Origin of the sequence: Micrococcus sp. HG099 (genome assembly GCF_024723355.1) — a bacterium.
GTDB classification, from domain to species: domain Bacteria; phylum Actinomycetota; class Actinomycetes; order Actinomycetales; family Micrococcaceae; genus Micrococcus; species Micrococcus endophyticus.
The window spans coordinates 13,358-29,772 of the sequence record NZ_JANQCJ010000013.1; the positions used below are offsets into that span (position 1 = coordinate 13,358).

At 73.6% G+C, this 16,415-nt stretch carries 11 protein-coding genes and 2 tRNA genes; 7 read left to right on the forward strand and 6 right to left on the reverse strand.

The features are described from left to right. Positions 1-14 precede the first annotated feature (14 nt). The 6 genes from NWP10_RS02470 to ilvD form a co-directional block, all read right to left on the reverse strand. Entirely contained in the window at positions 15-887 is an 873-nt protein-coding gene (locus NWP10_RS02470) for a hypothetical protein (protein ID WP_258299774.1), read from the reverse strand. Positions 888-990: 103 nt separating this feature from the next. Beyond that, complete coding sequence (gene serA / locus NWP10_RS02475) at positions 991-2,586, reverse strand: phosphoglycerate dehydrogenase (protein WP_258299775.1); 1,596 nt, start codon at positions 2,584-2,586, stop codon at positions 991-993. 149 nt (positions 2,587-2,735) lie between these two features. Further along, complete coding sequence (ilvC, locus tag NWP10_RS02480; RefSeq protein ID WP_258299776.1) at positions 2,736-3,767, reverse strand: ketol-acid reductoisomerase; 1,032 nt, start codon at positions 3,765-3,767, stop codon at positions 2,736-2,738. A gap of 35 nt (positions 3,768-3,802) precedes the next feature. Continuing rightward, on the reverse strand, positions 3,803-4,312 hold the full coding sequence (gene ilvN / locus NWP10_RS02485; protein WP_002854209.1) for an acetolactate synthase small subunit: 510 nt from the start codon (positions 4,310-4,312) through the stop codon (positions 3,803-3,805). An 11-nt stretch (positions 4,313-4,323) separates the two neighbouring features. Then, positions 4,324-6,225: an acetolactate synthase large subunit gene (locus NWP10_RS02490; RefSeq protein WP_258299778.1), complete on the reverse strand. Its 1,902-nt coding sequence runs from the start codon at positions 6,223-6,225 to the stop codon at positions 4,324-4,326. Positions 6,226-6,497: 272 nt separating this feature from the next. After that, positions 6,498-8,225: a dihydroxy-acid dehydratase gene (gene ilvD / locus NWP10_RS02495; RefSeq protein WP_258299779.1), complete on the reverse strand. Its 1,728-nt coding sequence runs from the start codon at positions 8,223-8,225 to the stop codon at positions 6,498-6,500. 108 nt (positions 8,226-8,333) lie between these two features. Between ilvD and NWP10_RS02500 the strand changes: the two genes are divergently transcribed. The 7 genes from NWP10_RS02500 to NWP10_RS02530 form a co-directional block, all read left to right on the forward strand. Continuing rightward, entirely contained in the window at positions 8,334-8,888 is a 555-nt protein-coding gene (locus NWP10_RS02500) for a hypothetical protein (RefSeq protein ID WP_017488206.1), read from the forward strand. A gap of 67 nt (positions 8,889-8,955) precedes the next feature. Continuing rightward, positions 8,956-9,031 (forward strand) — tRNA-Lys (locus NWP10_RS02505). Positions 9,032-9,125: 94 nt separating this feature from the next. Then, positions 9,126-9,614 (forward strand): thioredoxin-dependent thiol peroxidase, encoded by a 489-nt coding sequence (gene bcp / locus NWP10_RS02510; RefSeq protein WP_017488207.1) that lies wholly within the window; start codon positions 9,126-9,128, stop codon positions 9,612-9,614. A gap of 67 nt (positions 9,615-9,681) precedes the next feature. Then, a tRNA-Leu gene (locus NWP10_RS02515) sits at positions 9,682-9,762 on the forward strand. Positions 9,763-9,811: 49 nt separating this feature from the next. Then, positions 9,812-11,488: an ABC transporter substrate-binding protein gene (locus tag NWP10_RS02520; RefSeq protein ID WP_258299780.1), complete on the forward strand. Its 1,677-nt coding sequence runs from the start codon at positions 9,812-9,814 to the stop codon at positions 11,486-11,488. Between the two features lie 106 nt (positions 11,489-11,594). Further along, positions 11,595-13,079, forward strand: a complete 1,485-nt coding sequence (locus NWP10_RS02525; RefSeq protein ID WP_258299781.1) for a malate:quinone oxidoreductase — start codon at positions 11,595-11,597, stop codon at positions 13,077-13,079. A 7-nt stretch (positions 13,080-13,086) separates the two neighbouring features. Beyond that, positions 13,087-16,415: efflux RND transporter permease subunit (locus NWP10_RS02530; protein WP_258299782.1), on the forward strand; the 3,329-nt coding region annotated here is incomplete at its 3' end.

Below are 16,415 nucleotides of genomic sequence, written 5' to 3' on the forward strand. Positions count from 1 at the left end.
AGTCTACCGGCGGCTCAGCGGCCGGCCGGGGCCGCGTCGTCGTGCTCCGCGGCCGCGGGCAGGCCGTCGGTGGTGACGAGCAGGCTGCCCGGGGCGCGGCGCAGGTGCAGGTGCGCCCAGGGGGCCACGATGAGCAGGGATGAGCCGATCATCTCGGTCAGCTCCTCCAGGTGGGTCACGGCGTGGTACGCCCAGGACGCGCGGGCGATGTTGAAGACCAGCGGCACGGCCTCGAGCCCGATGGCGCCGACGAAGAACACGACGATGCCGGTCACGGTGAGCGCGCGGGTGCGACGGGGCAGCATCATGGCGGTCAGGGCGAGCAGGGCGATGACGGCCAGCGCGAGCGGCACGCCGAGGATGAGTCCCTGGAAGGCGTGCAGGGGGTTCTCCGGCGTGAACGGGAGGGCGTCCCACACCTCGCCGAGGCGCTCGTGGATCTGTGTGAACTCGTCCAGGCTCATCGCGGCCAGGAGCGCGGAGGGGGTGAGCCAGGCCAGCAGTGCCAGCGGCCGGTCCGCGCGCAGCGAGCGGCGCACGAGCCCGACGACGGCGAAGCCGATCGCGCCGAGCAGCAGCAGTCCGGAGCTCCACCACGCGGTCAGGTTGGTCTCGTGGTTGAGGTCGAAGAACTGCCGCCACCACGGCAGCTCGCGCACGCCGAGCCCGAACAGGAAGGGGATCGCGAACGACCACGCGGCCAGCGCGACGCTGACGCCGATGAGGGTGAGCGCCACGCGGCGCGCCCACCGGCCCTGCACCGGCTGGCCCGCCGCGGGGTCCGCCTCGGCGGGCCGGACGGCGCCCGACGCCGTGACCGACCCGGCGCCCGACCCGGGGTCGGCGAGGGGGGCGGGAACGGCGGACTGCTCGGCGCTGCGCTTCATGGAGACCATCTGACCACGTCCAGGTGAGGCGCGGATGAGATGACGCGCGGGCGGGGCCGGGGGTCCGGCTCCGCCCGCGCGTCGGGCTCGTGCGGGGAGACGCTCAGGCGGAGAGGTCCACCTCGGCCACGCGCGAGGCGCCGATGGCGGCGGCCAGGGCGGTGGCCGTGTCCCCGGAGAGCGCGCCGTCGAGGGTGAGCACGGCGAGGGCCTCGCCCTCGTCGTCACGGGACACGTCCATGCCGGCGATGTTCACGCCCTGCACGCCGAGGGCCTGGCCCAGGACGCCGATCACGCCCGGACGGTCCTCGTAGGTGAACACGAGCAGGTGGTCGGCCAGCGGCACCTCGAGCTCGTGGCGGTCCACGCCCACGAGCTTCTGGATCTGGCGTGGGCCGGTGAGGGTGCCGGTCACCGAGACCTGCGTGCCCTGGGCGGTGGCGGCGCGCAGCGTGACGGTGTTGCGGTAGGACTCGGAGACGGGCGTGGTGGTGAGCCGGCACTCCACGCCGCGCTGCTCGGCCAGCATGGGGGCGTTCACGTAGGAGACCTGATCCGAGACGATGTCCGTGAACACGCCCTTGAGGGCGGCCAGTCGCATCGCCGAGACGTCGTGCTCGGCGATCTCGCCGGCGATCTCCACCTCGACGGCGGTGAGGGACTGCTCCCCCACCAGCGAGGTGAGCACGCGGCCCAGCTTCTCGGCCAGGGGCAGGCCCGGGCGGACGTCCTCGTGGATCACGCCGCCGGCCACGTTCACGGCGTCCGGGACGAGCTCGCCGGACAGGGCCAGGCGCACGGAGCCGGCGACGGCGACGCCGGCCTTCTCCTGGGCCTCGGCGGTGGAGGCGCCCAGGTGCGGGGTGACGACGGCCGAGTCCTGCGCGAAGAACGCGAGGTCCGTGGCCGGCTCGGTGCTGAACACGTCGATGCCGGCGCCGGCGATGGCCCCCGACTCGAGGGCGCGGGCGAGGGCGTCCTCGTCCACCAGGCCGCCGCGGGCCACGTTGACCACCACGGCGGTGTCCTTCATGCGGGCGAACTGCTCGTCGCCGATCATGCCGACCGTCTCCGGGGTCTTGGGCATGTGGATGGTGACGAAGTCCGCGCTCTCGAGCAGCTGGTCCAGCTCCACGAGGGTGGCGCCGAGCTGCTGGGCGCGGGCGGTGGTCACGTAGGGGTCGTAGGCGAGGATCTCCATGCCGAAGGCGCGCATGCGCTCGGCCACGAGGGCGCCGATGCGGCCCAGGCCGATCACGCCGAGCTTCTTGCCGTACAGCTCCACGCCGGTGTACTTCGAGCGCTTCCACTCCCCCGCCTTCAACGAGCGGTTGGCGGCGGCGATGTTGCGGGCGGTGGCCAGGATGTGGCCGCAGGTGAGCTCGGCGGCGGAGATGATGTTCGACGTCGGCGCGTTGACGACCATGACGCCGGCCTCGGTGGCGGCGGGCACGTCCACGTTGTCCAGCCCGACGCCGGCGCGCGCGATGACCTTCAGCTGCGGCGCGGCGGCGATCGCCTCGGCGTCCATCTGAGTGGCCGAGCGGATCAGCACCGCGTCGACGTCCCGCAGGTCCTCGAGGAGGCGGGCGCGGTCGGCGCCGTCCGTGCGGCGGATCTCGAAGTCGGGGCCGAGGGCCTCAACGGTGGCGGGCGAGAGTTCCTCGGCGATCAGGACGACGGGCTGGGCTGCGCTCACGGGTGCTCCTGGAGGTGTGGTGCGGTGGGATGGGAGGCGGGCCGGCCCGCGCTCCGGTTCGAGCCTAGACGCGTGACCGGACCGCGGCCGGAATGCGACGCCGGCCCCGGAGCACGATGCCCGGGGCCGGCGTCGGGGGCTCGGGCGGCTCAGCGGGCCGCGGTGCCCTCGGTGTAGTCGTCGTCCGCGTCCTTGAGCCAGGAGAACATCTCGCGCAGCTCGCGGCCGGTCTTCTCGATCGGGTGGGCCTCGCCCTTGGCGCGGAGCTCCTTGAACTCGGGCGCACCGGCCTTCTGGTCGTCCATGAAGCGCTGCGCGAAGGCGCCGGACTGGATGTCGGCGAGGACCGCCTTCATGTTCTCCTTCACGTCGGGGGTGATGACACGGGGGCCGGAGACGTAGTCGCCGTACTCCGCGGTGTCGGAGATGGACCAGCGCTGCTTGGCGATGCCGCCCTCGACCATGAGGTCGACGATGAGCTTCAGCTCGTGCAGCACCTCGAAGTAGGCGATCTCGGGCTGGTAGCCGGCCTCGGTGAGGGTCTCGAAGCCGTACTGCACGAGCTGGGAGGCGCCGCCGCAGAGCACGGCCTGCTCGCCGAACAGGTCGGTCTCGGTCTCCTCGGTGAAGGTCGTCTCGATGACGCCGGCGCGGGTGCCGCCCACGGCCTTGGCGTAGGACAGGGCGAGGGCGTGGGCCTGGCCGGAGGCGTCCTTCTCGACGGCGATCAGCGCGGGCACGCCGCGGCCGGCCTCGAACTCGCGGCGCACCACGTGGCCCGGGCCCTTGGGGGCGACCAGGGCGACGTCGACGCCCTCGGGGGCCTGGATGTAGCCGAAGCGCACGTTGAAGCCGTGCGCGAAGAACAGGGCGTCGCCCTCCTGCAGGTTGCCGGCGATGTGCTGGTCGTACACGTCGGCCTGGACCTGGTCCGGGGTGAGGATCATGATCAGGTCGGCCTCGGCGGCGGCGGTGGCGACGTCGACGACGCGCAGGCCCTCGGCCTCGGCCTTGGCGCGGGACTTGGAGCCCTCGGCGAGGCCGATGCGCACGTCCACGCCGGAGTCGCGCAGCGACAGGGCGTGGGCGTGGCCCTGGGAGCCGTAGCCGATGACGGCCACGGTGCGGCCCTGGACGATCGACAGGTCGGCGTCGTCGTCGTAGAACTTCTTCACGGTCATGCTGTTCTCCTCACGGAATGGGTGGATCGGGACGGTCAGCGGGCCAGGGCGCGGTCGGTCATGGACCGCGGACCCCGGGCGAGGGCGAGGGTGCCCGAGCGGACGAGCTCACGCACGCCGTAGGGCTCCATCATCTCGAGGAAGGCCTCGAGCTTGTCACGGGTGCCGGTGGCCTCGAGGGTCAGGGACTCCGGGGCCACGTCGACGACGTGGGCGCGGAACAGGTCGGCCGCCTGGACGACCTGGCCGCGGGTGGCCGCGTCGGCGCGCACCTTCACGAGCAGGTGGTCGCGCTGCACGGAGGAGTCGGGCGTGAGCTCGACGACCTTGATCACGTTGATCAGCTTGTTCAGCTGCTTGGTGACCTGCTCGAGCAGGTCCGTGTCGGCGTCGACGACCACGGTGATCCGGGATAGGCCCTCGACCTCCGTGACGCCCACGGCCAGCGAGTGGATGTTGAACGCGCGCCGGGCGAAGAGGCCGGCCACGCGGGTCAGGGTGCCGGGCACGTCCTCGACGAGCACGGACAGGGTGTGGCGTTCCATCGTTGCCCTCCTCAGTCTTCCTGGTCCCAGTCGGGCGTCATGCCCCGGGCCACCTGGATCGCGTCGTTGCTGACCCCCGCGGGGACCATCGGCCAGACCATGGCGTCGCGGGAGACCACGAAGTCCACGATCACGGGCCGGTCGTCGATGGCCAGGGCCTGGCGGATGGTGTCGTCCAGGTCCTCCCGGCGGTCGCAGCGCAGGCCCGCGGCGCCGTAGGCGTCGGCGAGCTTGACGAAGTCCGGCACCCGGGCGGTGTCATGGCCCGTGTTCAGGTCCGTGTTCGAGTAGCGCCCGTCGTAGAAGAGGGTCTGCCACTGCCGCACCATGCCCAGCGAGGAGTTGTTGATCACCGCGATCTTGATGGGGATGCGGTTGATCACGCACGTGGCGAGCTCCTGGTTGGTCATCTGGAAGCAGCCGTCGCCGTCGATGGCCCAGACCACGCGGTCGGGTTCGCCCACCTGCGCCCCCATCGCGGCGGGGACGGCGAAGCCCATCGTCCCGAGACCGGCCGAGTTGAGCCATTGGCGCGGCCGCTCGTAGGCGACGAACTGGCTGGCCCACATCTGATGCTGGCCGACGCCGGCCACGTAGGCGGCCTCGGGGCCGGACAGCGCCGAGATCCGGGAGATCACCTCCTGGGGCGCGAGGAGGCCGTCCTCGGTCTCGGTCCAGCCCATCGGGTAGGTGTCCTGCAGGCGCCGCAGCACCGCCCACCAGTCGGCGAGGTCGGGCAGCGACTCGGTGTCCGTCGCGAGCTCGGCCGCCAGGTCCGGGATGATCTCCTTGACGTGGCCGACGATCGGCACGTCCGCGGTGCGGTTCTTGGAGATCTCGGCCGGGTCGATGTCCGCGTGGATCACGCGGGCGCCGGGGGCGAACGAGGGCAGGTGACCGGTCACGCGGTCGTCGAAGCGGGCGCCGAGCGTGATCAGCAGGTCGGCCTGCTGGAGCGCGGCCACGGCGGGGACGCCGCCGTGCATGCCCGGCATGCCCAGGTGCTGGGGGTGCGAGTCGGGGAAGACGCCGCGGGCGGTGAGGGTGGTGACCACCGGGGTGCCCGTGAGCTCGGCGAGGGCGCGCAGCTCCTCGTGGGCCTCGCCGCGGGCCACGCCGCCGCCCACGTACAGCACGGGGCGCCGGGCCTCGCGGATCAGCCGGGCGGCCTCGCGGATCTGTCGGGGGTGGCCGCGCAGGACGGGGCGGTAGCCGGGCAGGTCGACCCGGGGCGGCCACGCGAACTCGAACTCGCCCTGCTGGGCGTCCTTGGTGACGTCCACGAGCACGGGCCCGGGCCGCCCCGTGGCGGCGATGTGGAACGCCTCGGCGAGGGCCTGGGGGATGTCCTCGGGCCGGGTCACGAGCCGGGAGTGCTTGGTGATGGGCATCGTGATGCCCACGATGTCCGCCTCCTGGAAGGCGTCGGAGCCGATCGCGGCGGAGCTCACCTGGCCGGTGATGAAGACGACGGCCTGGGAGTCCATGTGGGCGTCCGCGATGGCGGTCACCAGGTTGGTGGCGCCGGGGCCGGAGGTGGCGATGGCCACGCCGACCTTGCCGGTGGCCAGGTGGTAGCCCTGCGCCGCGTGACCGGCGCCCTGCTCGTGGCGCACCAGGATGTGGCGGATCTGGTCGGAGTCCATGAGCGGGTCGTAGGTCGGCAGGATGGCGCCCCCGGGCAGGCCGAAGACGTCGGTGACCCCGAGCTCCTCGAGCGCGCGGATGATGCCCTCGGAGCCGGTCATCAGGGTGGGCTCCACGCGGTTGCCCTCGCCGGGGACGCGGGGCTCCACGGTGTCGGGTCGGACGGCGGGCCGGCGCTCCTGCGGTCGGGCCTGCTCCTCCGGGCGGGAGGCCGGCGTCGGGACCGGCGGGACCGCCGCGCGGGCGTCGCGGGGGGTCGTGCTCATGGGGTCACCTCACTGCGTTCGTCGCATCGTCGACGCGCCGCGCGCGGGGCGCGGCACGGTGGTACGGGGGTGCTGCTGGGCCGTCGTCCTGCGCGGGGTCCTGGACCGCGCCGGAGCTCTGGCGGGGGCGTGGCCGGGTCTGAGGTGGGGACCTGACCGTGCGGTACGTCGGTGTGCCCTCAGTATGGCCACGGCGCGCGGCGCGCCTCCACTCGGCGGGCGTCAGTCTCACATCCCGAGATGCGTGTTCGGAATGCGAGACCGACACCGCGTCAGCCGAGGTACGCGCCCTCGGCGGCCGAGTGCACGAGCTTGGCGTACTTGCCCAGCACGCCGGTGGTGAACTTCGGCGGCACGGGCGTCCACTCGCGGCGGCGCGCCTCCAGCTCCTCCTCCGCGACCTGCACGTCCAGCGTGCGGCCGGCGATGTCCACGCGGATCCGGTCGCCGTCGCGCACCAGGCCGATCGGGCCGCCGTCGGCCGCCTCGGGGGCGATGTGCCCGATGCACAGCCCCGTGGTGCCGCCGGAGAACCGGCCGTCCGTGAGCAGCAGGACGTCCTTGCCCAGGCCGGCACCCTTGATGGCGCCGGTGATCGCGAGCATCTCGCGCATGCCGGGACCGCCGCGGGGGCCCTCGTAGCGGATCACGACGACGTCGCCCGCCGCGATGGTGCCGTCCTCGAGCGCGTCCATCGCGGCACGCTCGCGGTCGAACACGCGGGCGGTGCCCTCGAAGACGTCCGCGTCGAAGCCGGCCGACTTCACCACGGCGCCCTCAGGGGCGAGGCTGCCGTGCAGGATCGCGATGCCGCCGTTGGGGTGCATCGGGCGGTCCATGGTGCGGATGACGTCCCCGTCCACGGGGTCCGGGGCGAGCTCGGCGAGGTTCTCGGCCACGGTGCGGCCGGTGACGGTCAGCGCGTCCCCGTGCAGCAGGCCCTCGTCCAGCAGCGCCTTCATCACCACGGGCACGCCGCCCACCCGGTCCACGTCCGTCATGACGTAGCGGCCGAAGGGCTTGAGGTCGGCGATGTGCGGGGTGCGGTCCCCCACGCGGTTGAAGTCCTCGAGGCTCAGGTCCACGCCGGCCTCGCGGGCGATGGCCAGCAGGTGCAGGACGGCGTTGGTGGAGCCGCCGAAGGCCATGGTCACGGCGATCGCGTTCTCGAACGCGCCCTTGGTCATGATGTCGCGGGCCGTGATGCCCTGGCGCAGCATGTTCACGACGGCGGCGCCGGAGCGGCGCGCGAAGTCGTCGCGGCGGCGGTCCGGCGAGGGCGGGGTCGCCGAGCCCGGCAGGGACATGCCCAGGGCCTCGCCGACGGAGGCCATGGTGTTGGCGGTGTACATGCCGCCGCACGCGCCCTCCGTCGGCACGATCGCCTTCTCGATGCGCAGCAGGTCCTCCTCGCTCATCAAGCCACGGGCGCACGCGCCCACCGCCTCGAAGGCGTCGATGATCGTGACCTGCTTCTCCGTGCCGTCGCTCAGGCGGGCGTGGCCGGGCATGGTGGAGCCGGCGTAGACGAACACGCTGGCCAGGTCCAGGCGCGCGGCGGCCATGAGCATGCCGGGCAGGGACTTGTCGCAGCCGGCGAGCAGGACGGAGCCGTCCAGGCGCTCGGCCATCATCACGGTCTCCACGGAGTCCGCGATCACCTCGCGGGAGACGAGGGAGAAGTGCATGCCCTCGTGGCCCATGGAGATGCCGTCCGAGACGGAGACGGTGCCGAACTCGAGCGGGAAGCCGCCGTCGGCGTGGACGCCCTCCTTGGCGGCCTGGGCGAGCCGGTCGAGGGAGAGGTTGCAGGGCGTGATCTCGTTCCAGGACGAGGCGATGCCGATCTGCGGCTTGGCGAAGTCCGCGTCGCCCAGGCCGACGGCACGCAGCATGCCGCGCGAGGCGGCGCGCTCCATGCCGTCCGTGACGTCGCGCGAGCGCGGCTTCATGTCCGGGGCGGCGGACGGGGTGCGGGGGGTCGACGCGGCGGTGTCCATGCCGCGGAGTCTAGTGACGCGCCCGCGCCCGCCGGCGGGCCGCGACCGCGTGTGACGGTCGGGCGCGGCGGCATGACAGGCCCCGACGCCGCCGCGTACGTTGGGGGCATGGACTCGCCGACCCTCCAGAGACGCCTGCGCGGCGTCTTCGACGCGCGCGTGTTCAACCACGGCGACTACAACGTGGTCTACGGCCAGCCCTCGGGCTCCTCCTCCCCCCTGGTGATCGGCTACCGGCACCAGCCCCTGGAGATGCTGCTGTGCCCCTTCGACCCGACGTCGACGCGGGACGACGCGCCGGCCGACGCCCCCGCCGCGGACGCCCCCGAGGAGGACCCGCACGGCCCGGTGGCCGAGCCCTCCTCCCACGGCACGGACGTCGTCGGGGTGGCCCTGGGCAACGTCGCCACCGTGGCGGACACCGGCAGCGGCTACCAGGTGGAGACCGTCACCGGCTTCCGCACGTGGTTCGACGTCCCGGAGCACACCCGCGTGCCCGTGGGGGACCTCACCGAGGACGGTACGGCCGGGCTCGACCAGGCCGAGGACGCCGTCGACTTCCACGCCTTCATGACCGCGTTCATGGACGAGCTGGACCGCCTCTACGCGGCCCCGGAGGCCGGTGAGACGGACGTCACGGGCCCCGATTTGCACGCTCGCTGAAACCGCTGGTAGCGTTTCACCTCGTTGCACGGCGCACCGGAGAGATCCGAGAGGCGGTGCGGCACCTGCACCTCTAGCTCAATCGGTAGAGCATCTGACTCTTAATCAGCAGGTTCCGGGTTCGAGTCCCGGGGGGTGCACCACGGACCGAAGGCCCCGTCTCCACGGAGACGGGGCCTTCGCCGTCCCCGGCCCCCCTCCCCGCCCTGCGGCGCGCTCCCCCGTAGGCTGAGGCGCATGAGCGACACGACCCAGAACCGCCTCCAGCCGGGCGACATCGCGCCCGCCTTCACCCTCCAGGACCAGGACGGCCGCCCGGTCTCCCTGCGGGACAGCGCGGGCAAGAGCACGATCGTCTACTTCTACCCGGCCGCCTCCACGCCGGGCTGCACCACCCAGGCCTGCGACTTCCGGGACAGTCTCGCCTCGCTGACCGCCGCCGGCTACGTGGTGCTCGGCGTCTCCCCCGACCCCATCGGCAAGATCATCCGCTTCGCCCAGAAGGAGGGGCTGACCTTCTCCCTGCTCTCGGACGAGGACCACGCCGTGGCCGAGGCCTACGGCGCCTGGGGCGAGAAGAAGAACTACGGGCGCACCTACGAGGGCCTGATCCGCTCGACCGTGGTGGTCGGCCCGGACGGCCGCGTCACCCACGCCCAGTACAACGTCAAGGCCACCGGCCACGTGGCCCGGCTGCGCCGCACCCTGGGCCTCGACGAGGCCTGACCCGACCCCGGCCGCGTCACGGGCGCGCACGGTAGGATCGTGGCTCGCCCCGCCGTGCGGGGCGTGCGCGGGCGTGGCGGAACTGGCAGACGCGCTGGATTTAGGTTCCAGTGTCCTGGACGTGGGGGTTCGAATCCCCCCGCCCGCACTCCGGCGCCCCGCCCGTCGCCGCCGTCGCCCCTCAGGAGGAGAGAGCCATGCAGCCCAGCCGCCGCGCCCTCCTCGGCGCCGGCCTCGGCGCCCTCGGACTCGGCCTCGGCGGCTGCGCGGGCACCCCGACGCCGGCCCGCTCGGCCTCGGGCACGGCCGCGGCGACCCCGTCCGGCCCGAGCCGGCTGCTCGTGGTCGGTGCCCCGGGCCGCCCCTTCACCCGTGACTCGGCCCGCGCGTGGGACAGCGAGTCCTTCCGCATCATCCGCCAGGTGCTCGAGACCCTGCTGGGCGTGGACCCGGACACCGGCGCGCCGACGCCGCGACTGGCCGAGCGCCACGAGGTCTCCGCGGACGGCCGCGTGCACGCCTTCCACCTCGTCCCCGGTCTCGTCTTCGACGACGGCGAGCCCTGCGACGCCGACGCGGTGGTCGCCAACATCCGACGCTGGGCCCAGGCCCCCGCGCCCGTGGAGGGCTCCGTCCCGATGCCGTCCTCCTTCGTCTCGGCGTTCGGCGGCCACGAGGGCGAGGAGGGCTCGGTCTACGCCGGCGTGGAGGCCCGCGGCGCCCACGAGGTCCGGCTGCGCCTGACCTCCCCGCTGCGCCACCTGGCCGCCGCCCTGAGCTCGCCCGCGTTCGCGATCTCCTCCCCCGCCTCGTGGGAGCGCACCGTCCCCGTGGACGGGGTGGAGACGGTCACCCCCGCCGGCACCGGCCCGTACCGCTGGGCCACCGAGGCCGAGGTCGCCGAGCTCTCCCGCGACCAGCCGGACGGTGCGGACGTCGCCTACCTCGTGCCCAGCGCGAGCCACCGCGGCGAGGAGCCGGCGGTGCGCCCCGTCGTCGTCCACCCGTGGGGCCGGGCCACCACCCGCCTGCGCGAGCTGCGCCGCGGTACCGCGGACGTGATCGACGTCGTCGCCCCGGGCCAGCTGCGCCCCCTCGTCGAGGCCGGCACGCAGGTGCTGCCCCGCGACCCGCTGGCCGTCCTGTACGTGGGGATGAACCTGGACCACCCCCGGATCCGCTCCCAGTACCTGCGCCAGGCGATCGCCTACGCCGTGGACCGGCCGCGGATCGCCGCGAGCGACGTGTTCCTCGAGGGCACCCGGCTGGCCCACGACCTCGTGCCCCCGGCCCTGGGCGTCGGCGACGAGGAGGCGCGCCGCTACGACGTGAACCCCGCGCAGGCGCGGCGGCTCGTCGAGCTCTCGGGCTACGACGGCGAGGAGCTCGAGTTCCTCTACCCCGCGGGCACGGCCCGCCCGTCCATGCCGGAGCCGGAGCGCGTCTACGCGATGGTCGCCCAGGACCTGGGCGCCATCGGCCTGCACATCACCCCCGTGCCGGTGCCGGCCGACCACGACTACCTCAGGGCCGTCGTCTCCCGCCCCACACGCGCCCTGCACCTGATGGGCCGCAACGGCGCGTACCGGGACCCACACGCGTTCCTCGAGCCGTTCGCCCGCTCGTGGCGCGCGGAGACCGGCTACCGCAACCCGCGCGTCATCCAGGACGTCGACGCCGCGGCCTCCGAGCAGGACGACGAGGCCCGGCGCGGCCTCTTCCGCCGGGTCGTGCGCGCCATGGCGCTGGACCTGCCCGCCCTGCCCCTGGTGTACCCGATCTCCGCGCTGGCCACGGGCCCCCGCGTCGCCTCCTACCCGACGTCGCCCCAGTTGGACGAGCCGTTCGCACGCGTCCACCTGACCGAGGGCTGAGTCCGCCGGTAGTAGAGTGGGGCACCACGGCGCCCCGTCACGACCCGCCCACGCAGGCCCGGTCACGGTGCGCCCGACCGCCGTCGTTCTGCCCCAGGAGTTGACCGTGCCCACCCCCTCGTCCGCCACCACCCACGACGTCGTCCTGATCGGCGGCGGCATCATGAGCGCCACGCTCGGCGTCCTGCTGCAGCGCCTCGAGCCCACCTGGTCGATCGCCCTCTACGAGAACCTGGACCAGGCCGGCCTGGAGTCCTCCGACCCGTGGAACAACGCCGGCACCGGGCACGCCGCCCTCTGCGAGCTGAACTATGCGCCGCTGGGCAAGGACGGGACGGTGGACGTCACCAAGGCGCTCGGCATCAACGAGCAGTTCTGGACCTCCCGCCAGTTCTGGTCCTCCCTCGTGAAGGACGGCACGCTCCAGGACCCCAAGACCTTCATCAACCCGCTGCCGCACATGTCCTTCGTGTGGGGCGACGCCCACGCCGACTACCTGCGCACCCGCTACGAGGCGATGTCCGCCCAGCCGCTGTTCGCGCAGATGGAGCACACCGAGGACCCCGCCACCATCGCCGAGTGGGCGCCCCTGCTCATCGAGGGCCGCGAGGACGCCGGCCGCATCGCCGCCTCGCGCGTCGTCGGCGGCACGGACGTGGACTTCGGCTCGCTCACCCGCCAGCTCGTGACGGCCATGGCCGGCGCGGGCGCCGACGTGCGCTTCGGCCACAAGGTGACCGGCCTGAGCCGCGGCACCGACGGCCGCTGGGAGGTCTCCGTCAAGAACAAGGCCGCCGGCACCGAGGTCGTGGACCGCGCCCGCTTCGTGTTCGTGGGCGCCGGCGGCGGCGCGCTGTCCCTGCTGCAGAAGTCCGGCATCCCCGAGGCCAAGGGCTTCGGCGGCTTCCCGGTCTCCGGCCAGTTCCTGCGCTGCACCGACGAGTCCGTGGTGAACCGCCACATGGCCAAGGTCTACGGCCAGGCCGCCGTGGGCGCCCCGCCCATGTCCGTGCCGCACCTGGACACCCGCTTCGTCAACGGCAAGCGCTCCCTGCTGTTCGGCCCCTACGCCGGCTTCTCCACGAACTTCCTCAAGACCGGCTCCTACCTGGACCTGCCGCTGTCCATCCGCCCCCACAACCTCACCACCATGCTGGACGTGGCCAAGGACAACATGGACCTCACCAAGTACCTCGTCACCGAGGTGGTGAAGTCCCAGGACAAGAAAATCGAGTCCCTGAAGGAGTTCTACCCGGAGGCCGAGGGCGGCGACTGGGAGCTCATCACCGCCGGCCAGCGCGTGCAGGTCATGAAGCGCAAGGGCCGGTTCGGCGGCGTCCTGCAGTTCGGCACCGAGGTGGTCACCCACGGCGACGGCTCGATCGGCGGCCTGCTGGGCGCCTCCCCGGGCGCCTCCACCGCCGCGCCCATCATGGTGAAGCTGCTCGATCGCTGCTTCCCGGCGAAGATGGCCGGCTGGGACGGCGCGCTCAAGGAGCTCATCCCCTCGCTGGGCCGCACCCTGAACGACGACCCGGCCCTGCTGGCCGAGGTCAGCGCGTCCACGGACGCCGCGCTCAAGCTGGCCTGACGCCGCCGTGGGAGCGCTCGCCCGGTTCTCTCTTCGCCGGCGGGCGCTCGTCGCGCTCGTCACCGTGTTCATCGCGGTGTTCGGCGTCCTGTCCGCCGGGCAGCTCAAGCGGGAGCTGATCCCCCCGCTCGAGCTGCCCGTCATCTCGGTGTCCACGCTGTACCCGGGGGCGTCCCCCGAGGTCGTGGACTCGCTGGTGGGCGAGCCCCTCGAGACGGCCCTGCAGGCCGTCGAGGGGCTCGAGTCCTCAGGCTCCACCTCCCAGGCGAGCTTCAACTCGATCCAGCTGCAGTTCGCCTACGGCACGGACCTGAACCGGGCCCGCTCCCAGGTGGACCGCGTGGTCTCGAACCTCGCCTCGCAGCTGCCGGAGGAGGCCGAGACCTCCTCCTTCGCCGGCTCCGTCTCCGACTTCCCCGTGGTGTTCCTCGCCCTCTCCGGCGACGAGGACCTGAACGAGCTGCGCCGTCGCGCCGAGGCCGTGCTCGCCCCCCGGCTGCAGAAGCTCGAGGGCGTGCGCGGCGCGGACGTCCTCGGCGGCACCGAGGAGCACGTCTCCGTAGTCCCGGACCCGGAGGCCCTCGCGGCCGCCGGGCTGAGCACCCAGGACATCACCACCGCCCTCGAGGAGAACGCCGGCCTGTTCCCCGTCGGCCAGGTCACCGAGGGCGAGAGCACCTACCCCGTCCAGGCGGGCGCCGCCGTCGAGGACCTCGAGGGCATGCGCGGCATCGTCGTCACCCCGGCCGAGGGCGGCCAGGGGGCGGCCCCGCAGGACCGCACCGCGGACGGCGGCCCGGTGGGCGGAGGCGGCGGCCCGCCCGCGGACGCCGAGGCGACGCCGACCGCGCCCGACGAGCCCGCCGGCGACGGCGAGCCCCGCACCCTCGGCGAGGTCGCCGAGGTCTCCCTCCAGGCCGCCGAGCCCACGTCCGTCACCCGCACCGACGGCGCGGACACCCTCTCCGTCTCCGTGACCGCGACCCCCGATGCCGACCTGGTGGCCGTCTCCGAGGCGGTGCGCGAGGCGCTGCCCGAGCTCGAGTCCGTCGTGGGCGGCGGGGCCGATCTGACGGTCGTGTTCGACCAGGCGCCCTTCATCCAGCAGTCCATCGACACCCTCTTCCAGGAGGGCCTGCTCGGCCTGGCGTTCGCGGTGCTCGTGATCGCCGTCTTCCTGCTCTCGCTGCGCTCCACCCTGGTGACCGCGGTGTCCATCCCGCTGTCCCTGTTGGCGGCCCTGATCGGCGTGGCCGTGTTCGGCTACTCGCTCAACACGCTCACCCTGGGCGCGCTGACCATCTCGATCGGCCGCGTGGTGGACGACGCGATCGTGGTGGTGGAGAACATCCGCCGCCACCTCGACATCGGGGCGGACCGCCGCACCGCGATCCTCATCGGCACCCGCGAGGTCGCGACGGCCATCACCGCCTCCACCCTCGTCTCGGTGGCCGTGTTCCTGCCGATCGCCTTCGTGGGCGGGCTGGCCGGGGAGCTCTTCCGCCCGTTCGCGGTGACCGCCACCGTCGCCCTGCTGGCCTCGCTCGTGGTCGCCCTGACGATCGTCCCGGTGCTGTGCTGGTGGTTCCTGCGGACCCCGCGGCGCCCGGCCGGGGACGACTCCCCCGCCGACGCGGCCGAGGGTGGCGCCCCCGCCGTCTCGGCCGGCGAGCACGGCCACGACGCGCACCCGAGCGCGGCCGGCGGCTGGCTGGCCCGGGCGTACCGGCCGGTGCTGCGCTGGACGCAGCGCCACACGGTCGCCACGCTGGCCGGCGCCGTCGCGGTGCTCGCCGGCACCGCCGCCCTCGTGCCGCTGATCCCCACCAACCTCATCGGGGACACGGGGCAGAACTCGTTCGTGGTCACCGCGGACCAGGAGCCGGGGACCTCCCTGGAGGCCACCGCCGCCGCGGCCGGGGTGATCGAGCGGAGCCTGCTCGAGACCGAGGGCGTGGAGACCGTGCAGTGGACCGCGGGCACCGCCGGCGGCCCGGCCGGGGCGTTCGGCGGCTCCTCCGCAGACCGCGTCCGGTTCACCGTGGTGACGGACGAGGACGCGGACCAGACCGCCCTGCAGGACGGCGTCCGCGCCGACCTGGCCGCCCTCGAGGGGGTCGGCGAGGTCTCCGTGTCCACGCAGCAGGGCCCCGGCGGCGGCCAGGACATCGAGGTGTCCGTCTCCGCCCCCGATCCCCAGGCTCTCGCGACGGCCGCCGACGAGGTGGCCGGCGCCCTGCGCGGCGTCGAGGGCGCCCGCGAGGTCACCACCCCGGCCGCAGACGTGCGGCCGACCTTCCAGGTGGACGTGGACACCGAGGCCGCCGCCCGGCTGGGCCTGACCGAGGAGGCCGTGGCCGGCCAGGCCGCCGCCGCCCTGCAGGCGGTGCCGGTGGGCGACGTCCGGTTCGGCTTCGAGCAGTTCCAGGTGCGCCTGGGCGACCCCGACCCCGTGGAGTCCCTCGAGGCCCTGCGCCAGGTGGCGGTGCAGACTGGCTCCGGCCCGGTCCCGCTCGAGGAGCTCGCCTCGGTGGAGCGGGTGGACGTGCCGGCCCGCGTGACGTCGTCGAACGGCGAGCGGACCGCCGTGGTCACCGTGACCCCGGACGACCAGGACCTCGGCGCCGTCTCACGGCGCGTCACCGAGGCCGTGGACGGGCTCGCGCTCCCGGAGGGCGTCACGGCCACCGTGGGCGGCGCCGCCGAGCAGCAGGCCGCGACGTTCCGCGACCTGGGCCTGGCCCTGCTCGCCGCGATCGCGACCGTGTACGTGGTGATGGTGGCGACCTTCAACTCCCTGCGCCAGCCGCTCGTGCTGCTGGTGTCCATCCCGTTCGCCGCCACGGGCGTGTTCCTGGCCCTGCTGGCCACGGGCACCCCGCTGGGCCTGTCCACGATGATCGGCCTGCTCATGCTGGTGGGCATCGTGGTGACGAACGCGATCGTGCTGATCGACCTGATCAACCAGTACCGCCGCGACCGCGGGATGGGCCTCGACGAGGCGATCGAGGTCGGGGCGCTGAACCGCGTGCGCCCCGTCGTGATGACGGCGCTGGCCACGATCCTGGCTATGGTCCCGATGGCGCTGGGCGTCACGGGCCACTCCGGCTTCATCTCCCAGCCGCTGGCGGTGGCCGTGGTGGGCGGCCTGCTCTCCTCCACGCTGCTCACGCTCGTGCTCGTGCCGGTGCTGTACCGGCTCACCGAGGCGCGCGGCGAGCGGCGGATCCAGGCCGAGCGCGCCGAGCAGGCGCGCCGGGACGAGGAGACCCGGCGACGGGCGGCCGAGGCCGTGGCCGAGCGGGCGGCGGCCGAGCAGGCGGAATCCGCGCGGGC